This window comes from Alteromonas sp. ABH4_457 (genome assembly GCF_056160625.1).
On the sequence record NZ_JBSWXN010000004.1, the window covers coordinates 346,030 to 366,131 of the forward strand.

Sequence of the window (20,102 nt, forward strand, 5' to 3'; positions counted from 1 at the left end):
CTCAGCCTTTCGGTAATGCCTCAGATGTTCATGAAAACAGCAGAGCAAGCGGCAAGAGCAGAAGCTCAAGCATCGTGGCTCCCAATACCATATACCCTAACAACAGGACAGCTTCAGCAAGGAACAGGTAGATGCTCATAAGGATGACCATAGCGATCTTTTCAGAAAATGACGCTTCAGTACGTGTTGCTTCTCTAACAGTGTCATCCCACAGAGGGACGTTGACTGTCTCACCGGCGCTGGAAACCGCATTGTTCATGATAACAGCTTCAGCCCGAATCATGATATCCAGCAGTTGCTGGCGGTAACTATCGATACTGTCCGGCGCATCATCCGGCAGAGGGAGCTGGGTAATATACGTCTGGTAAGTCTCAATGGCATTGCGCTGGGTATCGTCACAGTCAGTGCTGCAAAGTTCTGTCTGCAACGTGGTCATCAGTTTCTTGCCAATCACCTCGCCTGACGGACTGAGCTGAAAAAATATTGTAGCATACAACGCTAAAAGCAGTACGGCGACCAGATTAAACTGTCCGATTACAGACCAGCCTTTGAGAGATATAGAGTGTTTTTTTGCTTTGTTATTCATTGTCGAATCCGGATGTTGAAAAGAATAAAACTCAATACCGTCGCCGTCAGGTACAGGTAGGTATTGAGCACCTGCTGACCGGCCCGCGCCGGATGAATATGGAAGTTCACAAATGCTGCCATCAGTGTTTCCGGTAACGGCGTGATCCGCGCTTTATCCGGCGAAAGCTGAGAAACATGCTGACTGGCTTCAATAAGCAGCGTGGTCATGCTTTCCCGCGCTGACCGCATCGAATCCCCGTCAAAAAAATTAAACTCCACGCTGTTGGCGATACTTATGGCTTTGTCCACAAAAGGTTGTTGCAGGGATGAGCAGACCTCGTTGCAAAGGGGCGGCAGAATTTGTTCTGTCATCTTAACCGGAATTTGTCTGGCCTGACTCTTTAAGTCCCGCAGGGTATCTGCTGACAGATAAAGGCAGGTAATAAACAGTACTACAGTGATCAGGAGGCTTATGTCGAAAGCACTCTTCGCCGCTACAGGCTTTTGCAGTGGATCTCTGTCCGGCACATCAGATGTCGCTGTGTTGTCAGGAGCATTCAGATCAGGCTCAGGATCAGGGGGATTTTGCATAATAAATACACCGTAAAAGGTTGTTGTTGCTTATTATCATACATTGTTTATATAAAATAGCGAGGCTTTGTGTGCAAATTATTGCATGAATGTCAGCTTCCGCTTACGGGCAAACTTTTTTGTCGCAATGACAGATAAAGGGGAAACTTTTTTGCTTACGGGCAGACTTTTTTGTCGCAATGGTGGATAAGGGGGAAACTTTTTTGCTTACGGGCAAACTTTTTTGTCGCTAAGGTAGATAAGGGGAAACTTTTTTGTCACCAAGACCGGCCCGTGAGGGCCAGTCCGGTGAAACGTGGCTGTTAATGGTATGATGACCTAAGCAGGGTTGGGGGTGTCCCTGATGTAGAGTTTGCCGATGTTCGGGAATAATACGATGAGCACCACCCCAACAAAAATGAACGCAAAGAAGATCAGGATACCGGAACGAACCAGCGCATGATCAGGCCTGCCGTCCAGCGTGTCGAATGTCACGCTTTTTGCTACAGCCTCTTCAACTTGTGCTCGGGTTACCGGTGTTGTATGACGGCGCATGATGTGAATGAGTGGCACTACATCCTCTGTCAGCACCGCAAGTACGGACTCGCGTTCTTCGTCATTTGCGCTCCATAACAGGCCTTTGTTCGCTGCCCGATAGGCATTGCGTGTGTTAATTTCGTCCAGCAGGTCATAGTAGGCCTCAAACACACCCGTATCACTGTCACAGAATATCGCATTATCCTGACAGGCAAGGTGATGCAGGTTCATATTCATATATGCTGACGACAGCTGCCAGTTCGGTGTTTCAGCAAGGCGGTTGCGTTCCATATTAAAGACCGTGAAGTACGCCAGTCCGACGATGAGTGCGGTGACAACTACGGCGGATAGTCTGATTGATCTTATTCTCATGCCTGCACCTCTTCTTGTTTTTGCAATGCATTGCCGCCAAAGAGGAGGCCTACGCCTATTGAAGCAATGACAAACGTGATCATTGTGGCAAAGCTAAATGCCATCAGAATGCGCTCCCAGAGCGGCGTCATCGCCTCGTCAATGGTGTGTCCCACAATATGCTCGATGCGGTACTCAATTTTTTCCTTCAGGTTGTGCATCTGCACTTTATCCTTAAACTGCGGCTGGGTCGCAAATTCATTCAGCAGTGACACGGCCCGTATCTGATAGTCATAGGAAACCGCTGTTTTGTAGATGTCGCTATTGTCGAAACTGTCTTTCTGACGTACCGTCATAGACTCATCGTTAGCGATATTGTGCGCCAGCGCCCGCTGGATACTCTGAAAAAGATTGTCATCACAGGTGATGTAGGGTTGGCACACTTCTTTGGCCACGCCCAGTGCAATTCTGTCCTGAAGGACGTCAAAGTCCATTTTGTGTTTGTGCGCAATAAATTGCTGGGCAAAAGCCAGCGCCCAGATGATGATGGCCATTGCAGAATAGACATTAGCCAGTTGTCGGATTCGGAATAATAACGTTTTTAACATAACTAAAGTACACCGTAAGGTTGTTGTAAAAGTAAGTAAGATATTTTTCTAGTCAGGAAATAAGGTATGACGACCTAAAAAGATTGATAGAAGTACTGTGCTGCAAGAGCAAAGGCCAGTGACGCGAACAGGCAGACTTGACTCCATTTGCCAGAATCCCAGCGGTGCAGGATTACTCCTGTCACGTACCCGAACAGCAGTATTTGTAGCGCGATAAACGTATTGCCAATGCTGGTGGGGAGTAGCAGGTATGATTCTCTTGGCACCAAAGCGGCCACTGTCATCGGGACGCCAGCCACTATCAGAAACCCGAAGAAAAAGCGTAAAGTCAAAACGGTCAGCGCGTCCGCATTGCAAGTCATGGTTTTCATAGTAACCCCGTTGTTTTTGTCGGATGCGGGGCAAAGCCCAGCTGGTCGTAAAAGTCACTGACCTCTTCGTCCGTTACCGCTTCGCGCTGTACACCAAACAGCGCACAATATCCGGCATAAAACGCCGGATAATTGTCGACTACAGGGTAAGGATCGCTCAAATCTGCCGCCGCCATCGCTACCGCCGCCATCAGCGGATTGTGTCCGAGAAACGTCAGAGTCTGCGGGCTGAGATAAAACACGGCTTCATTATTGGCGCACAGGATACCGTCTTTGTTGCCAAAAAAAGCGTAGCTGTGACCTGCATAGCTGTTAAAGGGCTGGCTGTCATGCATGCCCTCATCACGCAGAAAAGGCGCTTTGGCATTGCCGGTGTTTTCAAACCACGCACCCTGTGGTATCTGACAATGATTTTCCACCAGCTCACGGAATGCCGGTTCGCGCACGATTTCAAGATTGGTAATTGTCAGTGCGGTCATCATGCAATCCTTTTAATTTCGTGTGATTCAGGCACGCGCTTGCACAGTAATACCGTCAGCATCGCTGGCATGATGCACAATGTGAGTGTCAGTACGATACCAAACATCACTAGTACGTAGAGCACGCCAGTCCGGAAGGCATCAGGGTGGGGGGTGCTTTGCCCTGTCGTTTCGTTAATTGCCGAGACCACCAGTGCTTCAAGCGCATTGTGTGTAAGTGTGAAGGCAGGTTCGTTCATCGCCAGTCCGGCTATCCGGTTTTGTAGCGGCGGCAGAAGATGAAGCAGTGTCACATGTCTGTGAGACAGTTTGCTTCCCCATCCGATGAAGCCGCTGTTCGCTTGCTTATGTGAATTCAGTGCCGCCGAGGCCGTTTCCTTAAGTACTGTGGTCAGCCTGATTTCAATGTCTGCCTGACAACCACCAGCCTGAAGGCACAACTGCCTGCTTAGCTGTGTCGCAATGCTGGTGGAGGCAGCGGGAATGTCAATCTGACGTGAAGCCTTTCGCTCCATCGCCTCGCCAGCGGCAGTGGCCATGCCCACGATGAGGATGACCAGCGCACAGAACCGGCGCAGGGAGATGCTGTATTTTGTGTGATGAGTACAATCAGACATTAGTCAAATATCCCTTTAGTCCAGTAGCAAGCGCGATATGATGTATGCGATCAGCGTCCACATTGAGCCGTACTTGAAAGCGTAGACAAGTGCCGTTGTCAGGCTGCGATCTGTGGTTTCCAGTGTTGTCTTGACAAAGGCTGGAATGGCCTCCTCAAGTAGCGCTGCTTGCTCGTGGCGGCCTATCTGTAGAGCCTCACTCTGGTCGCCAACTGCTTCCGGCAGGGTACTTAACGCCGTCGCAGCCGCCTGCTGGTAAAATGCTATAATGGTTTGTGTTTGTCCGGCAGGCGCGGCAGCATTGAGCTGAGTAATATTGGTCAGGTATGTCTCCCCCTCATCCAGCATTGAGCTGTAATCTATTGTCAGAGACGTATTCAGTGTGCTCACTGCATCATAGAAGCGCCCATGGCCCCTTTCGCATGGGCCGGATTTGCAGATAGCAGTATGCACGAGACCGCCAACACCACTTGTTAACAAAAGCGGCTCCACTTTGGGTTGATGCTCAGCGTACATGTAACCTGTCAGGAAAACAAAAAGCAAGCCAAAAACGAGGTAGGACATGGGCCAGCGTCGCTGATGGTTTTGTTTCTCACAACGCGCACATTGCGGCGTTTCAGGCACAGCAGCCGGACTCTCTTGGGAATGACTCATAATAAAATACACCTTAACGGATAAAGGGGGTTATTACGCTGACCGGTGCCATATCACTTACTACAGGAAAGTCAGGCGGACGCTCAATATAATAGATCAAATAAATTCATGTTGCGTGAATGAATAGTAACCATGTCGGCATCACTTGTCCAGTTTTTTCGCCGGTAGGTGCTTACCCTTGTAGTGTGATTGAAGCCCCTATGAATGTCGCCATCCGTTATTATTGCCTGCTCTTCCGTCCTGCGTGAGTATCATCCTGTGCGCCTGTGCGCTCTTGAGTGTCAAAGCTACGGTGAAAATTGGAGGCAAAAAAAATTTAAATATTTTTTAGAATTGTCAAAACAGACGTTTACCCCGATATTCTAGCTCAACGTCTTTTTTATCATACCAATTATGACTTAAAAGCCTCTTTTAAACGCCTTATAACTTATCAGAAAACATACAAAACACAGCATAAACAGTGCCTTAGGTGAAGCTACCTGCCTATTATGGTATAATAAAATTACTGAGCGCCCAGTAACCTTTAAAACATCGTTATTGGAGAATATAATTTATGCAGAATCGGGACACCCAACGCTCTCGCGTCTATCGGGCGGAAAAAGCCGCATTTCCTGACATTGTAAGTGGAGGGCTTTCATTGCCTGAATGTGTCGCTGTGTTTGAGAGGGTAAAGTCAGGTTCGTACTACCCCTTCATTCAGGGGTACAGGCGGATTCCCTTCGGTGCAGGGCGGGGGCGGCGTCGGGGCTGTTATCATGAGGGTGCGAAGCGGCGCATTGAGCTACCTCGCTTCGCCCGTACCGTGCCTTACGTGCTGCATGAGCTGGCGCATGCCTGCGCTGAGCGTACCGTAGGTGATGGTGTCAGGCATCATGCATCGTTTTGTACGCACTATCTGAATCTGGTGTATGACGTCATGGGGGAAGAGGCGGCGCGAAGTCTGGAGCATGCCTTTTGCGACCATCGTGTGCTGTACCGTCAGACCGGGCTGATCTACCGGTAAACGACAGGCTGTTGTAATAAAAGCTGACAGCAGCCTTTATGTTCTGTCTCACTGTTTGCTAATTTGACAGGAAAATGAGACAGGTTTTCCCCTTTTCTTTATTTGTGACAAGCTTGCTTGACAGAGAAAGAAGTCATTCTGGTAAAGGTTCTTTTTGCTCTTAAAAAGGTGAAAATTTTTTCGATAAAATTCTTCTTAAAAATAAGGGATTTTTCCCGCACGCCCCGTTTTATCTGACCTGCGTAAAAATTATGGCATGCAATCTGCCTTATTATTTAAGCAGACAGAATCTGTGAACGCGCACGGGCGTACCGTGAGTTTAAAAAAGGAAACATGGAAATGGAAATGATACTGGAATCGCTGGGACTGAAGATCTGCGGTGGAATGTTGTGGTATATGACATGGCACTGGACGGTGCGCGGAAGTGCATTGGCAACCATGATGGTACGAGGCAAGACACCCGAATGGATGGGGCATTCGGCAGGGGTGCGGCTCATGTTTATATTCTTTTTGTTGATCGCGGCAGTCTCTGTCGATCAGGTGGCTGTGGCAACCCTTGAGCAGCATAAGCCCGAGTGGTTGTCTTATTACACTTCAGTCAGGATTGAACTGGAAACGTTGCTCAGCAACCTGAGAAGCAAGTAAAGGGCTGCTTGGCGTCAGTCTTCGGGCTGATGGCTTTCCTTGTGTCAGTGAGGCTGGCCTTCTGACGCTTAGAATTCAATAGACTGCATTGTAATATGTAAAACGACACATCCTCTGCAATATGATGACCTAAGCTTAGGGCAGGGTGTCAGGCTGTTCAGAGGTGTAAAATGTAATCTGACCAGATGAGGGGTGCCAGAAATGGCAGGGCACCGCTCCACGCTACCAGCATACCCAACCTGTGATGCATAGTGTAGTGAAGCAACATGCCGCCTGCGACATTGAGTCCAATACTCAGCCATACTATGTGGGGCATCAGGCCGAAGGCCAGTAACTCCGGCTGGCGGTAGCGCACAATCAGTAAAACAAACATCGCAAAGTACCCCAGTACCGAGGGTATATGGGGTATCGCGGGACTGGTTTGGCACTCAGCAGGCATGCTACCGCTTCTCTCCAAAACCATCTTTGATAATATCCGCCGCTATAGACTCAGGGAGTGCGGGTGACGGTGGCGGAGTAAACTTTCTGGGTGCCTGACCGGCAGCAAGGGTGAGGTAGACGTGGTTGTCTTTCTGACGCACCTCAAGCCCTGTATTCTCTGTATCCGCCCAGACGCTGCTGCGCCATGGCCACTTTGCCTCCGTGCTGTATTGAGTATGCAGCTCGCGGGTTAAGGCTTTCTCCAAGTTGTAGGCTTGCTGCCTATCTTCCAGTTCGAATGCCGCGATCATGTCTGTAACTACATTAGTCTGACTGTTCAGGGTAATATCAATCGTGGCAGGCATCGTTAGCACACGTCCATTAAGGGTGAGGGTCGCAGCATTAGAATGCGACCACTCAGTCCTGTAGCTGTGTCCATTGATATTGATATTGTCGAACATGAAATTAGTGTCAAACGGCAAAGGAATGTTTGCAGGCAAGGCTTTCCCTACAGTGATCCCATACCATGGCTGGATCTCCCTGTCAGTAACCGGTTTGAATGCGCTGGAGAAGGTAAACCACATGGCAATGGCAGCGAGCATGGCAACCCCCCATGGTGATATGCCGGAGCTGGGGCTGAAATCACCTGCTGTTTTGTGCAGAAGTTGCAGCTTGGCAATAAAGTATATTACGGCAAAAATAAAGGGGGCAAGAATAAAAAATAAAAACACTGTAGGCGGCATCATCCTTACCAGCATTTCATCGCAAAAGCTTGCGATGCGTAAAAGCTCTGTAAATTGTATAAGAAGCAGCATCGTCGCCAACATTAGCAGGACTCGTTCTTTGTTGGTGATCCGCGTTATTGCAGTGAACAGATCGGGGTTATTCATTATTTATTGTCCTTTGTTGTTGCCATCCCCTCTCTGCCAGCTCTTATGGCCGCTACACCTGTCGTTTTGAGGCGGGATTGGATGCTTGATGCGATAAGTGTTTCACTGCGGGATTCACTGACTGCCACTGTCAGTGAGATTTCAGTCTTACGCTTTCCTAACTTAAGGCTCGTAATATCCTTATCAATCCACTCGCCGTCATCATAGAGAGGGGATGTGGGTTTTGGGTATGCGGCCTGAAGTGAATTCAGCATGGTTTCATGCACGAACTCGTTGTCGGCTTCGTTTTCTGCTACGAACACGGCACGAAGTCCTGTGATAACCCGTGATTGGCGAGGAAACCACAGGCTGAGTTGCTCGGGCATACCTTCAGGTGGATTATCGGCCATGTAATGCATGCAGGCTTCTGGGCTTTTCTTGCATGGCCCCGTGGCTTCAATCGAATTCTCTCCGAAGGTTTCCCTCAAACCTGCGAGGTCTACCACTGGCTGGTAGGTTACGCCGTTGATTAGCAGGCTATCGGTTAACAATGATCCGGTACTATCAGGGGTCAGCTTATCGGGTAATGTTTCTCCGGCTGTGATCCCGTACCAAGGCTGGATCGGTGTACTGGTAAAGGGCAGTGTAAAGTAGAAGAAAGCAAAGATGGCAAATGCAACGATGCCGCTGGTTGATGATAGTGCAGCGGACTCCTTAAAATTGAAGATCGCTGAATCATTCTCGTCCTTCTTCTTCGTTTCGACTGCTATCCCCACGCAGAACACAGTTAAAACCATTGCTACTACTAGGAAGCATGCCAGTACGTTGTAGCTGAAAAGATCTTGGATACTGTCTGAGACGACAGCATATAGCTGATAACCAAGATAGGCGTTAATGCCTGCTATCACGATAGCGATAGCCATGCTCATGAAATATCCTTGTCTGATTGTTATTTTCTTCATGTGTTTAGCCCCGATGTTTATGAGAGACATGGCAGATAGGCGGTATATGCCGGTTTGCTGTAAGGGTGCCTACTGTCAGTGATGTCATGATGCAGCCCATAAATCCGAAGAGAAGATCAACAAAAATGCTGATACTGTCAGGATGAAAAGGGAGATAACAAACTGCCGAGATGGCAAATAACACACCGAGCATAGCCAGTACACCGAACATCCGGTATGAGCCGATAAAGTACAGAAGATTCATAGATATAATACACCGCAAGTTGTTGTAATAAAATAAGGCTGGTAGTGCCAGCCCCATGCAGACAATATTAAGGCTTCAAATAAAATAGTGCAACTAATTAACTGGTTTTGTCGGAAATTAATTATCATCCGCGTTGTGCATTGCATGATCGAACAGCGCCTGATTATAGCCTGCCCGATAACGCTGAACATCGGGTGTCAGTGTCATATCGATATCGTCCAAGAGTTCAGGTGCGGCTTGTTCGGAAAAAGCCTTAGATCCGGCATGGTAGCCGTCAGCAAATGCTTCCAGCCTGTCTTTTAGCAGATAAGCGGGTAAGTTGTGGTGGCGGGCGATACCTGCTTCAGGAGTCAGTTCAAGTTTCATCTTAATTTTTAACCTTGGCCAGAGACACTTTGGAAATGTGCTTTATTAATACCGGTAATTAACTGTTTCACAGGCTGGCCAGTTGCTGTACTGGCAGGTTGTGATCTTTTGCTATTTGCACGGCTTCTTCTGTCATAAACCTGATTATCAAAGTACGGCTGTCTCCTGAGTACACCGAGACGCCGCTTTTCGCAGTGGCTTTATTTTCCGGCGTAAAAACCGGTGAAGCATAGCGGTTGCGGAGAAGATTCAGTATTCTTGACCGGTGGTGGAGCATTTCTGTTTTGTCTTCAAAACGCATTGAAATGTGCGTTGCGCTAATATGTCCGTTATTGTCTGCGGACACAGAGATGTCTGCCATGTTCTCTTTGTCTTCAAAATAATAATCGTTGTGTGGCCATGGTGTGTGGCGCGTCAGGCTGCCAATCTGTTCAATGCCTGAGTGAGCAGCGAAATGAGAAACCGAGCTGGCCTTCAGGTATTCGGCAATCAGCGGGTAATCAATAATATTGATGCGCGAAATAAAGCGGGAATTAAACGTATCGGTGTTTTCTTTTACTTCGCTCAGGGCGAAAGGCATAAAAAGCAGTACGGACAGCGCAGATGCAGCGGCCAAATGGGCAGTTGCGGCAGAGGCAGGCTGCACATGTTTTTTGCGGCTTCGGGGGAAGCGGCGCAGGTCGACAGCCGTTTTCAGGATAAAGCTGAGTCCAACACTCAGTGTTGCACCTACCAGCAGAATTTGCGGGTTGGTAACACTATCCAAGCTTAAAATCAGTGTTGCCATGGCGCTCAGCAGGGCTGAACCTGTTATGAGAGAGGCGACATGTGTCGCTGTGGCGGATATGATTGTCTGGTTCATCTCACATTCCTTTTGCATTAATAATGGCGTCAGCCCGCTCTGTGATAGCTGATGTGTCGTAAACATATTCCGCATATTCAGATGCCTGCTTCAGAATCTTAAGATCTCTGGCAAGGGTCAGCGTCAATGTGGTGCGATAGTACCGCGAGAGAATGTCACCTGTTATCGGATGTTGGTCATGCAAGCCCTGCTTTGTCAGTGTTATGCAGGTGGTATTATCACACCATGTGTTAACCTGTCCTCCTTTTCTTTCTACTCCGCTTGGTGTGCTACGAAGCTCTCCGGATAATGCTTTCCATGCTTCAGGTCTCCAGTAGGTGAATTCATCAAGGTTATTTGCTCGGGCCAAAGCCTGTGTCAGTTTTCTTTCGGTAAAATCCGCCTCCGCCGCTTGCTTGCTGCTCGCCATAACACCGCTATCCACACCACCGGTAAAGATTTCGATGCGAACATGGGAAATGCGGTCGTTGACGGTCATTACATGCGTGGTCTGCATCGGCTTGTCTGTTATTACAAATTCGTACTCTCTAACGTTACTGTCGGTATCGAGTAGTCGGCTTGATGCGGCTTGCTTTTGCTGTATATCCGTCAGGGGAGTGTCCAGCGTGAAGCCTGCGAGATTCTGCTGCAAGGTACTGTCGGGCACCGGATTGAGTATAAATGCAAGATAGCCCACCAGCGCGGTAGCGGGTGACATGATCATCGCTGCTGCGCTTACCAAACTCAGGACTTTATATTGCTTGCGCGATACCATTGCGCAGGGGAGTTGACAGAGTAGAACCAGTCCGCGTGTAACGGATGTCCCTGTCACGATGATACCTCCTACGATCAGTATGGCTAATGCCAGTGCCATCATATGACTGTTGGCGACCATGTTGTCTGGAGTGCGGTAAAAGTTTCCGAATATCATAATCACAATTAGCACAAGAGCGATTAATGCGACAGACAGCAGCGGCAGGCTGTTATCATGCAGGTCGTGCTTTTGTTTGCTTAAATGCGCTTTAGCAAGGCGATAACGCTGGATGATAAACTGAATGGGTTGTTTCATAAATACTCCGTAAACCTCAATAGTGGGTTGAGGTGTTGTTGTGCAGCGCACTTTATCAGCAGTTTTCCACCAATGCAATAATATTTATAACCTATTATAATTGCGATTCAAGGGATTCTCTTTTTGTTCAGTTGCGGTATACTGGCGTCGGTATTTTTAAAGGGTATTTATTATGAAGCAGATGAATTCAGTGTTTGTGGCAGCGCTTGCTGCACTCTCTTTTACAGCGGCGGCAGTGGATGAAAATGTCTTTCTGACGCAATTTGAGACCGTCGAGATCTTAGATATTCGGAATCACCATGCGCAGAATTCCATGATTTTTGTGGGTGTGGATGAAGAGGGTTATGAGACGTTCTTCAACGGCACCGCGCTGGCAGGAAAGGGATATGGAATCCGTGTTGTGTCACCGTGTGAGGTGGAAGCAACAGGAGGTGAGGGCGTGCGCAAGATTGCTTGTCGTGCGGATACGCCTTACGCCAGTCGAAACAGCCTTTAAACAGGCATTGTTATTGTATACGGAGTACTTTATGAAGAAAAATATGGTAGCAGCTGCGGTAGGTGCAATGGTGGCTTTTGCTTCTTTTGCCCCGTTCGCAACGGTGCTGACTGAAGAGCAGGCGGCAGCGATGTCCTCTGAGCGGGAGCGGGTGGAGCGGCAGGTTAAAGACGAACTTGCGCAGTTGAGTCAGGGGGAGACCCCGATGGATGTCAGTTACAGTCTGTTGCGTTACGATCCGATGAGAAATGTACTGGTTGTAAAGGACATGGTAATAACGTCAGAAGATCCGGAAAATACTTTGTCTGTCCGCATCGATTCTTTTACCTCTACGCACTTCCCTGATGAAGGTGTGATTTTTATTCCGGACTCCTCTTTCGCCCGTGTGCGTGGTGTGCATATTGATGCCACCAGCGACAGCTGGAAGGACGTAAAAGCAGAGTCTCCGGCCCTGTACAGTGCGCTTGTAGGTGATGACGGAACGTTGGATTTTGATATCGACATGCACTCTGAAGTAGTCAACAACACCGATCTGTCAGGTGATATGATGTTCAATGTTGCCAATGTGGGTGATCTTTCTTTTGCCTTCAAAGCTGCGGGTATCGTGGATAAGATGCAGGGGCAGCCGAGTGACTCCCCTAATTTGCCTATGCAGGTAATGTATTCGCTGAATCTTGCCGATCTGAGCATGAGTTTTACCACCCACGGTCTGGCCGCACTGTTTGATGCAGGCGTTAAAGACTCCAATCAGTCGCGGGGCGATGTGCTGGCCTATATAGAGTCGCAATTGCATGATGCCGCAGCCTCTTACAGGTCGTCACATCCTCAGATCGCAGCATGGGCTAAGCAGGCGGATGATGTGCTTATCAAAGCACTTAAAGAAGGGGAGGATATTTCCTATTCACTGTCTTTGCATAATCTTAATGTGGCCACTGTTATGCCCCTTTTGGCTATTCAAGATCCTGCGGAGGTCGCGGAATATGTGTTGTCTACCTTTAGTGTGGACGTAAAGACGCAAATCGCCAAATAAGCGCACAATTCGATTTTGAGTAATTCACTGTCGGCTTTCGGGCTGACAGTTTTTTAAGAGGTATATAACAATATGAATGATTTAGTTCTTACGATTGCGTTTGTTGCAGTCACCGCTTTCTGTTTTATGTTAGTTCTGCGCTGGCAGCGCGTTACCAAAACGTATCACGAGCCTGCTGATAAGAAAAAGCAAGGCAGTGCGCCCCCGCGCTATCGCGGTGAGCGTGGTACAGTCTATCGTCAGGGTCAGGCTCGCTCAGGCAATGCTAGTGGCGGGCGTCATCACCATCACCATCACCACCATCAACACCATCACGACCATGAACATTACGATGATGAATCCCGTCTTACCGATGTACTAGTGTTGAATACGTTGGCGGAGTCTTCCAATCGCTACTCACCTTCAGGCGTAGCTGAAAGCTGTGAGAGTGCTTCTCCTGTCCGGACTACGGGTGGTGGTTTTGAAAGTGGCTCTTCTGGTAGCGGAAGTTTGTCATCAGGGGATAGTGGTTCAAGTGGTAGTGACTCAGGTGGCGGCGACTCAGGCGGCAGCTGTGATTAATCAGTAAATATGCGCTGAAATTAAAGGGAGAATCATCTCCCTTTTTTATTTTCATGAAGTATTTAACATTTTTCTTTTGCCTAAATTTCTTAAACGTTTATCATACAGACTCTTAAGGAGTACTTTATATGTCATTCGATTCAATTTTTTTATGGGCAGTGTATTGCCTAACCCCCGTTGCATTAGCAGCGGCGGTAAGATTTATGGTTATAATGCACATGAGCAAAAGCTTATGCACGCAAGAACAGATAAATCAGCACTTTTTCGGTCACATAGACAGTCTGTTTGTGTCCAAGGAGGAGGTCTCGTCAAGGTTGCAGATCCCTCGTGCGTTTTCTGAACGGTCAGTGATTGTTGTCTTGTCAGTTCTCCTGTTGTCATTACTTTTTTTTACTGCTGGTGCGGCATCAGCAGATGCTGATCCGCTGACACATAACCTGTCATTGGCAGCCTACGCAATGGTGGCGGTGAGTATTGTTATCGGTGCCGGACTTTTTGCTGTCTCTGTAGTTTACAAGCAGACACTGGAAAGTATAGAAAGTCAGATTTCCCCTGATAGCGTACCTCACTGTGAAGCAATTATGCGTTCATTTGAGCTTATCGCCAGAACATCGGGCCGTGATACCTACACCGGTTTGGACTTGTTGAATGCCTGTCGCATGGTGGCTTTCTCCTTGAGTTATGAACTTCGTAAACGAGAGGCGGTTAAATCAGTAGTTGCTCACATGGAAGTGATATTAGCTCAGGCCGAGCAGAATAAGGCTGGGTAGGGTATCAAATGTTCTTTGTTGTTTTTTCAGTACTTGCTTCTTTCTGGATGCTTATTCGCTACCGGACACTGGGTTTGATATCACTTAAGCAACCGGATATTTCACAACTGCCTCTCATACATACGCACTGTCACCGTGCGCTGAATTTTATGTCTGCCCGCACTGTCAGGGAGGCTACGCCACTGGCGCTTAAGAAGGCAAGGGAGCATATGATACTGGGTGCGGGTGCAGGCACGGCATTACTATTTCTTTTTATCGGAGCGGCGCTGGGTACTGTTGCGCTGGAGTGCGTGATTTCAGGTCAGGCAATATCTGCGGCTTTGCCAGAGGACTTAAAAGAGACGTTCGGGATCGCGACTGTAGCGTTGGTGTTGAGTTCGGTTGCCGGTATCGGGGCGTCGATGTTGCTGGCACATCAATCCGCCGTGCATCATTTGCTGTGTATGCTGGAATACCGTGTTAATTCTGATGAAGTAAAGTTTCTGTTAGCTTCAGATGTACTTGCCTCTGTATCAACAGGTGCCTGTGTATATAACTTGCTCTATGCAAGGCAGAGAAGGGATGGGTATTTTCAGGAAGAGGAACGTTCTGTGTCTGAAAAATCACTGCGTATTGTATCCCGATAGCATTGGCGGTTTTGTTAAATTTATTTATCTGAGTATTTTAAGTTAAGAGGTATATATGAGCGGTGTTTTGGAAAATGACTCAATCGTTGCTGCGGTATGTTTGTGGGGTGCTGCATGCCTAGCGTCCTTCATGGTGATTTACATTTATGTGGTTTTGCCGTTGGTGACGGGGATCGTCATGAGGTTTTCAGTGCGTGCAAAGGCGCTGGTTCTTGAGGGTATGTTAGAAAAGCATGCGCCGGTGTTTGCAAAAAGCGGACGCGATGATTGGGTGGCAATTGCTTTTTACGAAAATAAATTCAGGAAAGAGAAACAGAATAAATCGTGGACATATCATGGATTTCTTTTTGTTTCTGTTTTTGTACTTCTGGGTGTCTGGTCAGGTGATGCTCTGTGTTTGATGGGCGCAAATATGATCTACCCTTGGTTTGTTTGTCTGGTATTACTCACCACTATGGCACTGAGTGCTACGTTCTTTTCCAGACAGTTCCATAGGGTGTGGTGCGCCAAGAGGTTACATGCTTACTTTGCGGAGCTTAATGATGGTGATTCACTGAATCCTTAGACTAAAGATAAAGGAAATGACAATTTCACTTGCTTGCAAAATATGTAATCTGAGGTAAAATCACCTCAGATTTATTTTTACGATGTATTATATTACAGATTTATCTGAGTCAGCGGCAGAGTAGTTATGAATTCCATATTATATGCAAATATGCTTGGGGTGATGTCTGTTATCATTATAATGACGGGCGTTTCACTTGTTGTGGTAGACAAGTCAGTTAGCTACCGCAAAGAACTGGTTCGCCAGTTTGAATCTGGTTTTTCTGAAGAATTTGCGCAACATTTGCTGCAAGCCTCTTGCCGTTATGAGGGGTTTTCTGTCAATGCTGTCGAGCAAACTTTTCTGAAGCTTTCGCTGGTGCTGTTCTTGTCTTTGTTGTCGTTTTATTTATTTTTTGTAACATCTGAAGTTTTGCTGCTCTTACTGGCTTTTTCTGGCCTGTTTCCTGTGGCGAGATTTTGTCGCGAATTGTTATCGGCCATGAAGGCGGGTGAGTACCGCGAGGTGAGCTTGGAAGTGATTTCAGCAAAAGCTTATGTGGCATGGTTTGAACACGACACCGAAGAGAAAGAGGCGATATTGTCTCTGGCTAATCGTCATGAAAAGGTCAGGTTGCAATATATTGATTTAATTTCGGGCCTGCTGCACGTAGAGAATGCGCGTCGTACTGGCCGGTTTGAGGTATTTATTTGATGGGTAATTTTATGTTAAGGCCTTTTATGGCTCCAGTATATGGTTTAGCGTTTGTTGCGTTGCATATTGCGGCTTTGTTCACGCTGCCCTTTTTGCCAGCAGTATTTGCTTTAGGTTTGGTTGCGGTAGTTATCGGCGGTGGGTGGTTTCTCGCAGCCTGCGTACAATTATCTATGGCCACGTATTTACCTGAAAGTGTCAGTGAAAAGAAGAAGATCTGGCTTAGCTTCTTTCTTGGTTTCTACTTTTGCGTGAGTACCCCTTTGTATGACGGTCTTTTTAAGCTGCCATTGAGTTCCCTGCAAATTTGGTTCTTTTCATCCTTGATATTATTTAACTGTCTGGACGTATATCGGCCCTTTGGTACGCCTATCGGGCGCTTAAAGCCAATGATGACAAATGTCAGAACCTTTTATCATTCAGCCTTATTCAGTTTTTACCTTGCATTTGGAGCATTGCTGACCGCTTTTTTCCAGTCGGCAGGTTGGGTAGTCCTGACACTTAATGTGCCATGGTCTCCGTATTACTTTGTCGCGGTCATTTGTCTGATGTCAGGCCTCGGCTTTGCTATGTACTATCGCATGCTTCATTTCCGCGAATCTCTCTTCTGGCGTAAAACCGAGCAGGAGGTCTCCGTTGAATAAATCCACCAAGCGTTTGCTTTTAGTGCTCGCTACGGGCGCGTTTTTCTATACTCTGTGCTCATTGCTAATGTATCTGGGGCTGTCTGTCGGTGAAATGCTTTCCGGAAAGGGGGTCAGTTTAAGTGTCGACTTTCACAATATTGTGGATTTGGGTCTGAAGCTGTTTGCCCCTGTTGTGGCTCTTTTTCTGATAGTGTTTGTTGCAAGACTTTCTGTTGTAGAGCCTGATGATGAAGAGGAGTGCGATGATGTATGAGCCGGAACATTTATCGGTGTCACTTGGTAAGTTAAGAGGAACATTGCGTTGCTGGATTGTTATACTGTTCCTGTGCTTTTTGATGGATTGGAATAATGCGGATTACGCTTGGAATAAACACCTTAGTTACGTCATGGTTGTCTTATGCGTGCTCATGATCACAACTAAATACCTGACCATCACTTTAAATAGAAAGAGTGAAGCTAAACAGGATTTGGCTTCCGAGTCTCAAACCATGTTATAATTAGCATCAGGTATTTTATTGTCAGGAGTTGTTATGCCTCATGATTCTTCTGTTTCTCCAGAAGGGCGGCAGACTATTAAGTTGTCTTACTATCATATTGAGGCCGTTGAGGGTGATACACCCGTTGCGGATGATGTGATAAAAGCCTTTGAGTCTACCGGTAATGCTCAACGTTTCGGAGAGCCTGAAGCCTTGATGCGCAAGATTCAGAAAGAGATGGGTGGTTGTAATATGAATGTCTTGATGGAGCATGCGGGAGACTTGACGCATCGCCTGACGCATCACATCAAATATGGTGAGGTCTATCCTGAGATCATCAGAGAAAAGATGGAAATAATCCGGCGTAGTGTCGAAAATCCTCACTTCCTCCGTCATTTTGATATGTCTTTGCGTAGTAATGCAGAGTGCGACGGGAAAGATCCTGACGATTTCATTGAAACTATTCAAGAAAAGTTACTTGAGTATTCTGCTGCTCATGAGAATGTGCCCGTCTGGAACAGGATTCAGCATGACGCAAAGCGTCTCGCGGTTGCAGTAGGCAGGCTCGATATCGCTACCGTCATCAATTTTGCTCAATCCTTATCTGAAAAACTGGAAAACGAAACTCAGTTTGTAAAAGAAGCAAAACAAGTTTATCGCAGCGTGGATGACGGAAAGCTAATGGAGTTTGAAGAGGCGATGAGCCGGAAAAGAGTCATGAGCTATGAATCTGAGTTAGGTTATTAGTATGTGGATTGCGTCAGCACTCGGTGTTGTGTTTTTTTGCGAACAAGCTCTGGTGTCCGGCGCTGGGTTCAATCTCTTCAGAATATGTCTTAGGTGATTTATGAATATACAGGTGCTGGCAAAAGACGCTTTTAATCAGGGAAAAAAGGCAAGGGTGTCGGGGCATTCCCGTCATGATAATCCATTTCGTAATACGAACGGCTTTAATGAGGCTTACCGGCAGTGGGATCAAGGCTGGCAGTCCGGAGTGATAGAGCAGGGGGTAAAAACAAAATGAAAGAAACTACATTTATGATTGCATCAAAGGTCTCGGTAGAGTGTCCTTACTGCAAAGTAAGGCAACATGGGTTTATTGGTGATCCAAGGGGTGAAACCCACAATTGTGATGACTGTGGTGAGGAATATCATATTCACGCTGATGCAGACATAGAAATGGATTAAATCACCTTATTGATCGGCTTGACATGTTGTTGTAAAAATATACAGTTATGTATACAACAACAGCCTGTCGGTTTGATCAGTATGTTAAACACTTCATGCAACACCAATTTTGCATCTTCATCCGCTTTCAGCGTGAAGCTCACTACACCTTATGTTATCGGTACACGTCAGGTAATCCATAAGCATATAGGGGAGCTTAGGAAATCAACAAGCCAGCTTGTTCACCGTCTTCAGCTGATATCAGACTTGGCAAGGCGATCTATGGCAATAACGCGCTCGAATGACGGAGCGTGGATTCCTATGCCTTTTGAAGATTTTTACAAGCAGCTGTCTATATTTCAACGTTTCAGTTATTCGGAAGATCAGGAGTCTCGCTCAACCCTGAGGCTACCTGCGGTTATACAGGTGCATCCTAAATTTCATTCTGAAATACGTGAGCTGGTTGCTGAAATAAATGAGAAAAAAACAGCGCTAAAATCGTTGAATGCCGAGATGAAAAGAGAGCTGGGAAAGGAGTCATCTCAAGTTTGGCAGAAAGTTGTTCCCATGGCGTCTATTCTTCAGATCCTGAGAAGTATCTCCGTTTTTGAAGGTGAGATAGAGTATCTCGGGCTGTCCTACCTGACAAAACCTTCTATAAAGAAACTGACTAAAGAGGCTGCTCAGGAACTTGTCGGGAATAAAATCCAATATTATGCAAAAGATTTAAACTTTGCTGCCCAAATGCCTATCTTACAAGATCTTAAGCGAAAGCTGGCAGAAGTCAGTGAAAGTAAGTTTGATATTCGTCTGGCCAGAAAGGGAGCGCCGCGAACCATGCTGAACATTACAAGCAAGGGGAAGCAGCATCAACTTGCCGCATCCCTGCCTGTTTTTGTTTTTTCTGATGATATCGTCAAGGTCTCACTGCCCAGTGGAGCGAAGCGCAAACCGCGTTCAGATAAAAAGATCCCAATAGGCGAGGCGCACGATTTCGGAATTTACTTACTGCCCAAGGGGCGGTGATATAATGTCTGCCAGTAGCTTAAGGTGTTAATTGCCAGTTCATATCGCTCCCTGAAGGCATCCTCAGCACGCTTTTGACTTATTTGCACTGGTTTGCCATTGATAGCGGTTGCAGCGGCGCAAAGACTTTGTGGCGCTTTTCTTGGTGCCAAAATGAAGTCGGAATGGTGGGTGTGTATCCACTCATGCAGTGCCTCTGGTGGCAGTGCCAACAGTTCGGCCAATGATATTGTCTCAGATGGCTTCATCGAATTATCCCGTTATCTAACAGAAAGCTCACGCTATGTCCTTTTACAGCAGAGTTTGCGAACTCAGGGATCATAAAGGCAATTAGCTTCCTTTGAATTGCGATGTTGTCCAGTTCGCTGACTTTGTTGATTGCGTCCTCAGTCATCATCAGCCTTGTGGCCAAAAGCATTGTGCGACTGTGCCTCTGTCTCCGAAAGTCACGAAGTTCAAATACCGAGCAGGATAAGTCGCGTGTTTTCAGGAGGCTGGGATTGATAAGATAATCTGCCACTATCCACGCAATTGCACAATTCTGCTCCTGAAATTCATGTTTTTGGGATGTGAGTATTTCTATCATCCCATCCTCAGAAAGCGTCATCTTTGCCACCAGCATAGTCGCGGCCATATCTGCACTCCTGACCGTCACATTACAGTCAGCGAGGATGGCTCGAATATCAACCCATCCGGACTCTGGGTCGGTATGCCGGTCAATCATTTTAACAATGTCGGAAGCTTCTTGGGAATTATGAAGCATATTTAATGCTTTCCCAACTGCTTTTCCTATGCGTTGTTGGTTGCACATATCACGAACCTGTTGCTGTATTAGATTTAACTATAACACAAATTGTGTTTTTGTCAATGGT

At 47.0% G+C, this 20,102-nt stretch carries 32 protein-coding genes; 15 read left to right on the forward strand and 17 right to left on the reverse strand.

What is annotated here, in order from left to right:
- Positions 1 to 28: 28 nt before the first annotated feature.
- The 8 genes from ACXAGR_RS11565 to ACXAGR_RS11600 all read right to left on the reverse strand — a co-directional run bounded on the left by ACXAGR_RS11565 (position 29) and on the right by ACXAGR_RS11600 (position 4,754).
- A complete protein-coding gene (locus ACXAGR_RS11565) occupies positions 29 to 586 on the reverse strand; it encodes a hypothetical protein (RefSeq protein WP_474850362.1) in 558 nt (185 codons plus the stop codon).
- On the reverse strand, positions 583 to 1,158 hold the full coding sequence (locus ACXAGR_RS11570; RefSeq protein WP_474850364.1) for a hypothetical protein: 576 nt from the start codon (positions 1,156 to 1,158) through the stop codon (positions 583 to 585). The genes ACXAGR_RS11565 and ACXAGR_RS11570 overlap by 4 nt, the downstream gene beginning before the upstream one ends.
- A 318-nt stretch (positions 1,159 to 1,476) precedes the next feature.
- On the reverse strand, positions 1,477 to 2,046 hold the full coding sequence (locus ACXAGR_RS11575) for a hypothetical protein (protein WP_474850366.1): 570 nt from the start codon (positions 2,044 to 2,046) through the stop codon (positions 1,477 to 1,479).
- Positions 2,043 to 2,633 (reverse strand): hypothetical protein, encoded by a 591-nt coding sequence (locus ACXAGR_RS11580; RefSeq protein WP_474850368.1) that lies wholly within the window; start codon positions 2,631 to 2,633, stop codon positions 2,043 to 2,045. The genes ACXAGR_RS11575 and ACXAGR_RS11580 overlap by 4 nt, the downstream gene beginning before the upstream one ends.
- A gap of 74 nt (positions 2,634 to 2,707) precedes the next feature.
- On the reverse strand, positions 2,708 to 3,004 hold the full coding sequence (locus tag ACXAGR_RS11585; RefSeq protein WP_474850370.1) for a hypothetical protein: 297 nt from the start codon (positions 3,002 to 3,004) through the stop codon (positions 2,708 to 2,710).
- Complete coding sequence (locus tag ACXAGR_RS11590; RefSeq protein WP_474850372.1) at positions 3,001 to 3,486, reverse strand: hypothetical protein; 486 nt, start codon at positions 3,484 to 3,486, stop codon at positions 3,001 to 3,003. Before ACXAGR_RS11590 ends, ACXAGR_RS11585 begins: the two co-directional genes overlap by 4 nt.
- Positions 3,483 to 4,100, reverse strand: a complete 618-nt coding sequence (locus ACXAGR_RS11595; RefSeq protein ID WP_474850374.1) for a hypothetical protein — start codon at positions 4,098 to 4,100, stop codon at positions 3,483 to 3,485. The genes ACXAGR_RS11590 and ACXAGR_RS11595 overlap by 4 nt, the downstream gene beginning before the upstream one ends.
- A gap of 15 nt (positions 4,101 to 4,115) precedes the next feature.
- Positions 4,116 to 4,754: a hypothetical protein gene (locus ACXAGR_RS11600; protein WP_474850376.1), complete on the reverse strand. Its 639-nt coding sequence runs from the start codon at positions 4,752 to 4,754 to the stop codon at positions 4,116 to 4,118.
- Positions 4,755 to 5,565: 811 nt separating this feature from the next.
- Between ACXAGR_RS11600 and ACXAGR_RS11605 the strand changes: the two genes are divergently transcribed.
- Together ACXAGR_RS11605 and ACXAGR_RS11610 are read left to right on the forward strand one after the other, a co-directional pair.
- Entirely contained in the window at positions 5,566 to 5,757 is a 192-nt protein-coding gene (locus ACXAGR_RS11605) for a hypothetical protein (protein ID WP_474850378.1), read from the forward strand.
- Positions 5,758 to 6,096: 339 nt separating this feature from the next.
- Positions 6,097 to 6,402: a hypothetical protein gene (locus tag ACXAGR_RS11610; protein ID WP_474850380.1), complete on the forward strand. Its 306-nt coding sequence runs from the start codon at positions 6,097 to 6,099 to the stop codon at positions 6,400 to 6,402.
- A 157-nt stretch (positions 6,403 to 6,559) separates the two neighbouring features.
- On the opposite strand, the gene ACXAGR_RS11615 is transcribed toward ACXAGR_RS11610, so the two are convergent.
- The 7 genes from ACXAGR_RS11615 to ACXAGR_RS11645 all read right to left on the reverse strand — a co-directional run bounded on the left by ACXAGR_RS11615 (position 6,560) and on the right by ACXAGR_RS11645 (position 11,173).
- A complete protein-coding gene (locus tag ACXAGR_RS11615) occupies positions 6,560 to 6,841 on the reverse strand; it encodes a hypothetical protein (protein WP_474850382.1) in 282 nt (93 codons plus the stop codon).
- 1 nt (position 6,842) lies between these two features.
- Positions 6,843 to 7,712: a hypothetical protein gene (locus ACXAGR_RS11620; RefSeq protein ID WP_474850384.1), complete on the reverse strand. Its 870-nt coding sequence runs from the start codon at positions 7,710 to 7,712 to the stop codon at positions 6,843 to 6,845.
- Positions 7,712 to 8,620 carry a hypothetical protein gene (locus tag ACXAGR_RS11625; protein WP_474850386.1) on the reverse strand — a complete coding sequence of 303 codons (909 nt, stop codon included), beginning with the start codon at positions 8,618 to 8,620 and terminating at the stop codon, positions 7,712 to 7,714. Before ACXAGR_RS11625 ends, ACXAGR_RS11620 begins: the two co-directional genes overlap by 1 nt.
- Positions 8,621 to 8,657: 37 nt before the next feature.
- Positions 8,658 to 8,897: a hypothetical protein gene (locus ACXAGR_RS11630; RefSeq protein ID WP_474850388.1), complete on the reverse strand. Its 240-nt coding sequence runs from the start codon at positions 8,895 to 8,897 to the stop codon at positions 8,658 to 8,660.
- A gap of 117 nt (positions 8,898 to 9,014) precedes the next feature.
- The gene (locus ACXAGR_RS11635) at positions 9,015 to 9,263 is read right to left on the reverse strand and encodes a hypothetical protein (RefSeq protein WP_474850390.1); all 249 of its coding nucleotides are present in this window, start codon (positions 9,261 to 9,263) and stop codon (positions 9,015 to 9,017) included.
- 67 nt (positions 9,264 to 9,330) lie between these two features.
- A complete protein-coding gene (locus ACXAGR_RS11640) occupies positions 9,331 to 10,125 on the reverse strand; it encodes a hypothetical protein (RefSeq protein ID WP_474850392.1) in 795 nt (264 codons plus the stop codon).
- Between the two features lies 1 nt (position 10,126).
- Positions 10,127 to 11,173, reverse strand: coding sequence for a hypothetical protein (locus tag ACXAGR_RS11645; RefSeq protein ID WP_474850394.1), 1,047 nt, complete (start codon positions 11,171 to 11,173; stop codon positions 10,127 to 10,129).
- Positions 11,174 to 11,345: 172 nt separating this feature from the next.
- Between ACXAGR_RS11645 and ACXAGR_RS11650 the strand changes: the two genes are divergently transcribed.
- From ACXAGR_RS11650 to ACXAGR_RS11710, 13 genes are all read left to right on the forward strand, one after another.
- Positions 11,346 to 11,669, forward strand: a complete 324-nt coding sequence (locus ACXAGR_RS11650; protein ID WP_474850395.1) for a hypothetical protein — start codon at positions 11,346 to 11,348, stop codon at positions 11,667 to 11,669.
- Positions 11,670 to 11,700: 31 nt separating this feature from the next.
- Complete coding sequence (locus tag ACXAGR_RS11655) at positions 11,701 to 12,699, forward strand: hypothetical protein (protein ID WP_474850397.1); 999 nt, start codon at positions 11,701 to 11,703, stop codon at positions 12,697 to 12,699.
- Positions 12,700 to 12,771: 72 nt separating this feature from the next.
- Positions 12,772 to 13,260, forward strand: a complete 489-nt coding sequence (locus tag ACXAGR_RS11660; protein WP_474850399.1) for a hypothetical protein — start codon at positions 12,772 to 12,774, stop codon at positions 13,258 to 13,260.
- 128 nt (positions 13,261 to 13,388) lie between these two features.
- A complete protein-coding gene (locus ACXAGR_RS11665) occupies positions 13,389 to 14,030 on the forward strand; it encodes a hypothetical protein (RefSeq protein WP_474850401.1) in 642 nt (213 codons plus the stop codon).
- Between the two features lie 8 nt (positions 14,031 to 14,038).
- Positions 14,039 to 14,656 (forward strand): hypothetical protein, encoded by a 618-nt coding sequence (locus ACXAGR_RS11670; protein WP_474850403.1) that lies wholly within the window; start codon positions 14,039 to 14,041, stop codon positions 14,654 to 14,656.
- 55 nt (positions 14,657 to 14,711) lie between these two features.
- A complete protein-coding gene (locus ACXAGR_RS11675; RefSeq protein WP_474850405.1) occupies positions 14,712 to 15,221 on the forward strand; it encodes a hypothetical protein in 510 nt (169 codons plus the stop codon).
- 126 nt (positions 15,222 to 15,347) lie between these two features.
- A complete protein-coding gene (locus ACXAGR_RS11680) occupies positions 15,348 to 15,914 on the forward strand; it encodes a hypothetical protein (protein ID WP_474850407.1) in 567 nt (188 codons plus the stop codon).
- The gene (locus ACXAGR_RS11685; RefSeq protein WP_474850409.1) at positions 15,914 to 16,558 is read left to right on the forward strand and encodes a hypothetical protein; all 645 of its coding nucleotides are present in this window, start codon (positions 15,914 to 15,916) and stop codon (positions 16,556 to 16,558) included. Before ACXAGR_RS11680 ends, ACXAGR_RS11685 begins: the two co-directional genes overlap by 1 nt.
- Positions 16,551 to 16,814 carry a hypothetical protein gene (locus ACXAGR_RS11690; RefSeq protein ID WP_474850411.1) on the forward strand — a complete coding sequence of 88 codons (264 nt, stop codon included), beginning with the start codon at positions 16,551 to 16,553 and terminating at the stop codon, positions 16,812 to 16,814. The genes ACXAGR_RS11685 and ACXAGR_RS11690 overlap by 8 nt, the downstream gene beginning before the upstream one ends.
- Before the next feature lie 277 nt (positions 16,815 to 17,091).
- On the forward strand, positions 17,092 to 17,784 hold the full coding sequence (locus ACXAGR_RS11695; protein ID WP_474850413.1) for a hypothetical protein: 693 nt from the start codon (positions 17,092 to 17,094) through the stop codon (positions 17,782 to 17,784).
- Positions 17,785 to 17,884: 100 nt separating this feature from the next.
- Complete coding sequence (locus ACXAGR_RS11700; protein ID WP_474850414.1) at positions 17,885 to 18,061, forward strand: hypothetical protein; 177 nt, start codon at positions 17,885 to 17,887, stop codon at positions 18,059 to 18,061.
- Positions 18,062 to 18,075: 14 nt separating this feature from the next.
- A complete protein-coding gene (locus tag ACXAGR_RS11705; RefSeq protein WP_474850416.1) occupies positions 18,076 to 18,225 on the forward strand; it encodes a hypothetical protein in 150 nt (49 codons plus the stop codon).
- Positions 18,226 to 18,486: 261 nt separating this feature from the next.
- Complete coding sequence (locus ACXAGR_RS11710; RefSeq protein WP_474850418.1) at positions 18,487 to 19,230, forward strand: DNA replication terminus site-binding protein; 744 nt, start codon at positions 18,487 to 18,489, stop codon at positions 19,228 to 19,230.
- On the opposite strand, the gene ACXAGR_RS11715 is transcribed toward ACXAGR_RS11710, so the two are convergent.
- On the reverse strand, positions 19,206 to 19,478 hold the full coding sequence (locus ACXAGR_RS11715; RefSeq protein WP_474850420.1) for a hypothetical protein: 273 nt from the start codon (positions 19,476 to 19,478) through the stop codon (positions 19,206 to 19,208). The genes ACXAGR_RS11710 and ACXAGR_RS11715 overlap by 25 nt on opposite strands.
- Positions 19,475 to 20,041, reverse strand: a complete 567-nt coding sequence (locus ACXAGR_RS11720; RefSeq protein WP_474850422.1) for a hypothetical protein — start codon at positions 20,039 to 20,041, stop codon at positions 19,475 to 19,477. The genes ACXAGR_RS11715 and ACXAGR_RS11720 overlap by 4 nt, the downstream gene beginning before the upstream one ends.
- Positions 20,042 to 20,102: the final 61 nt, after the last annotated feature.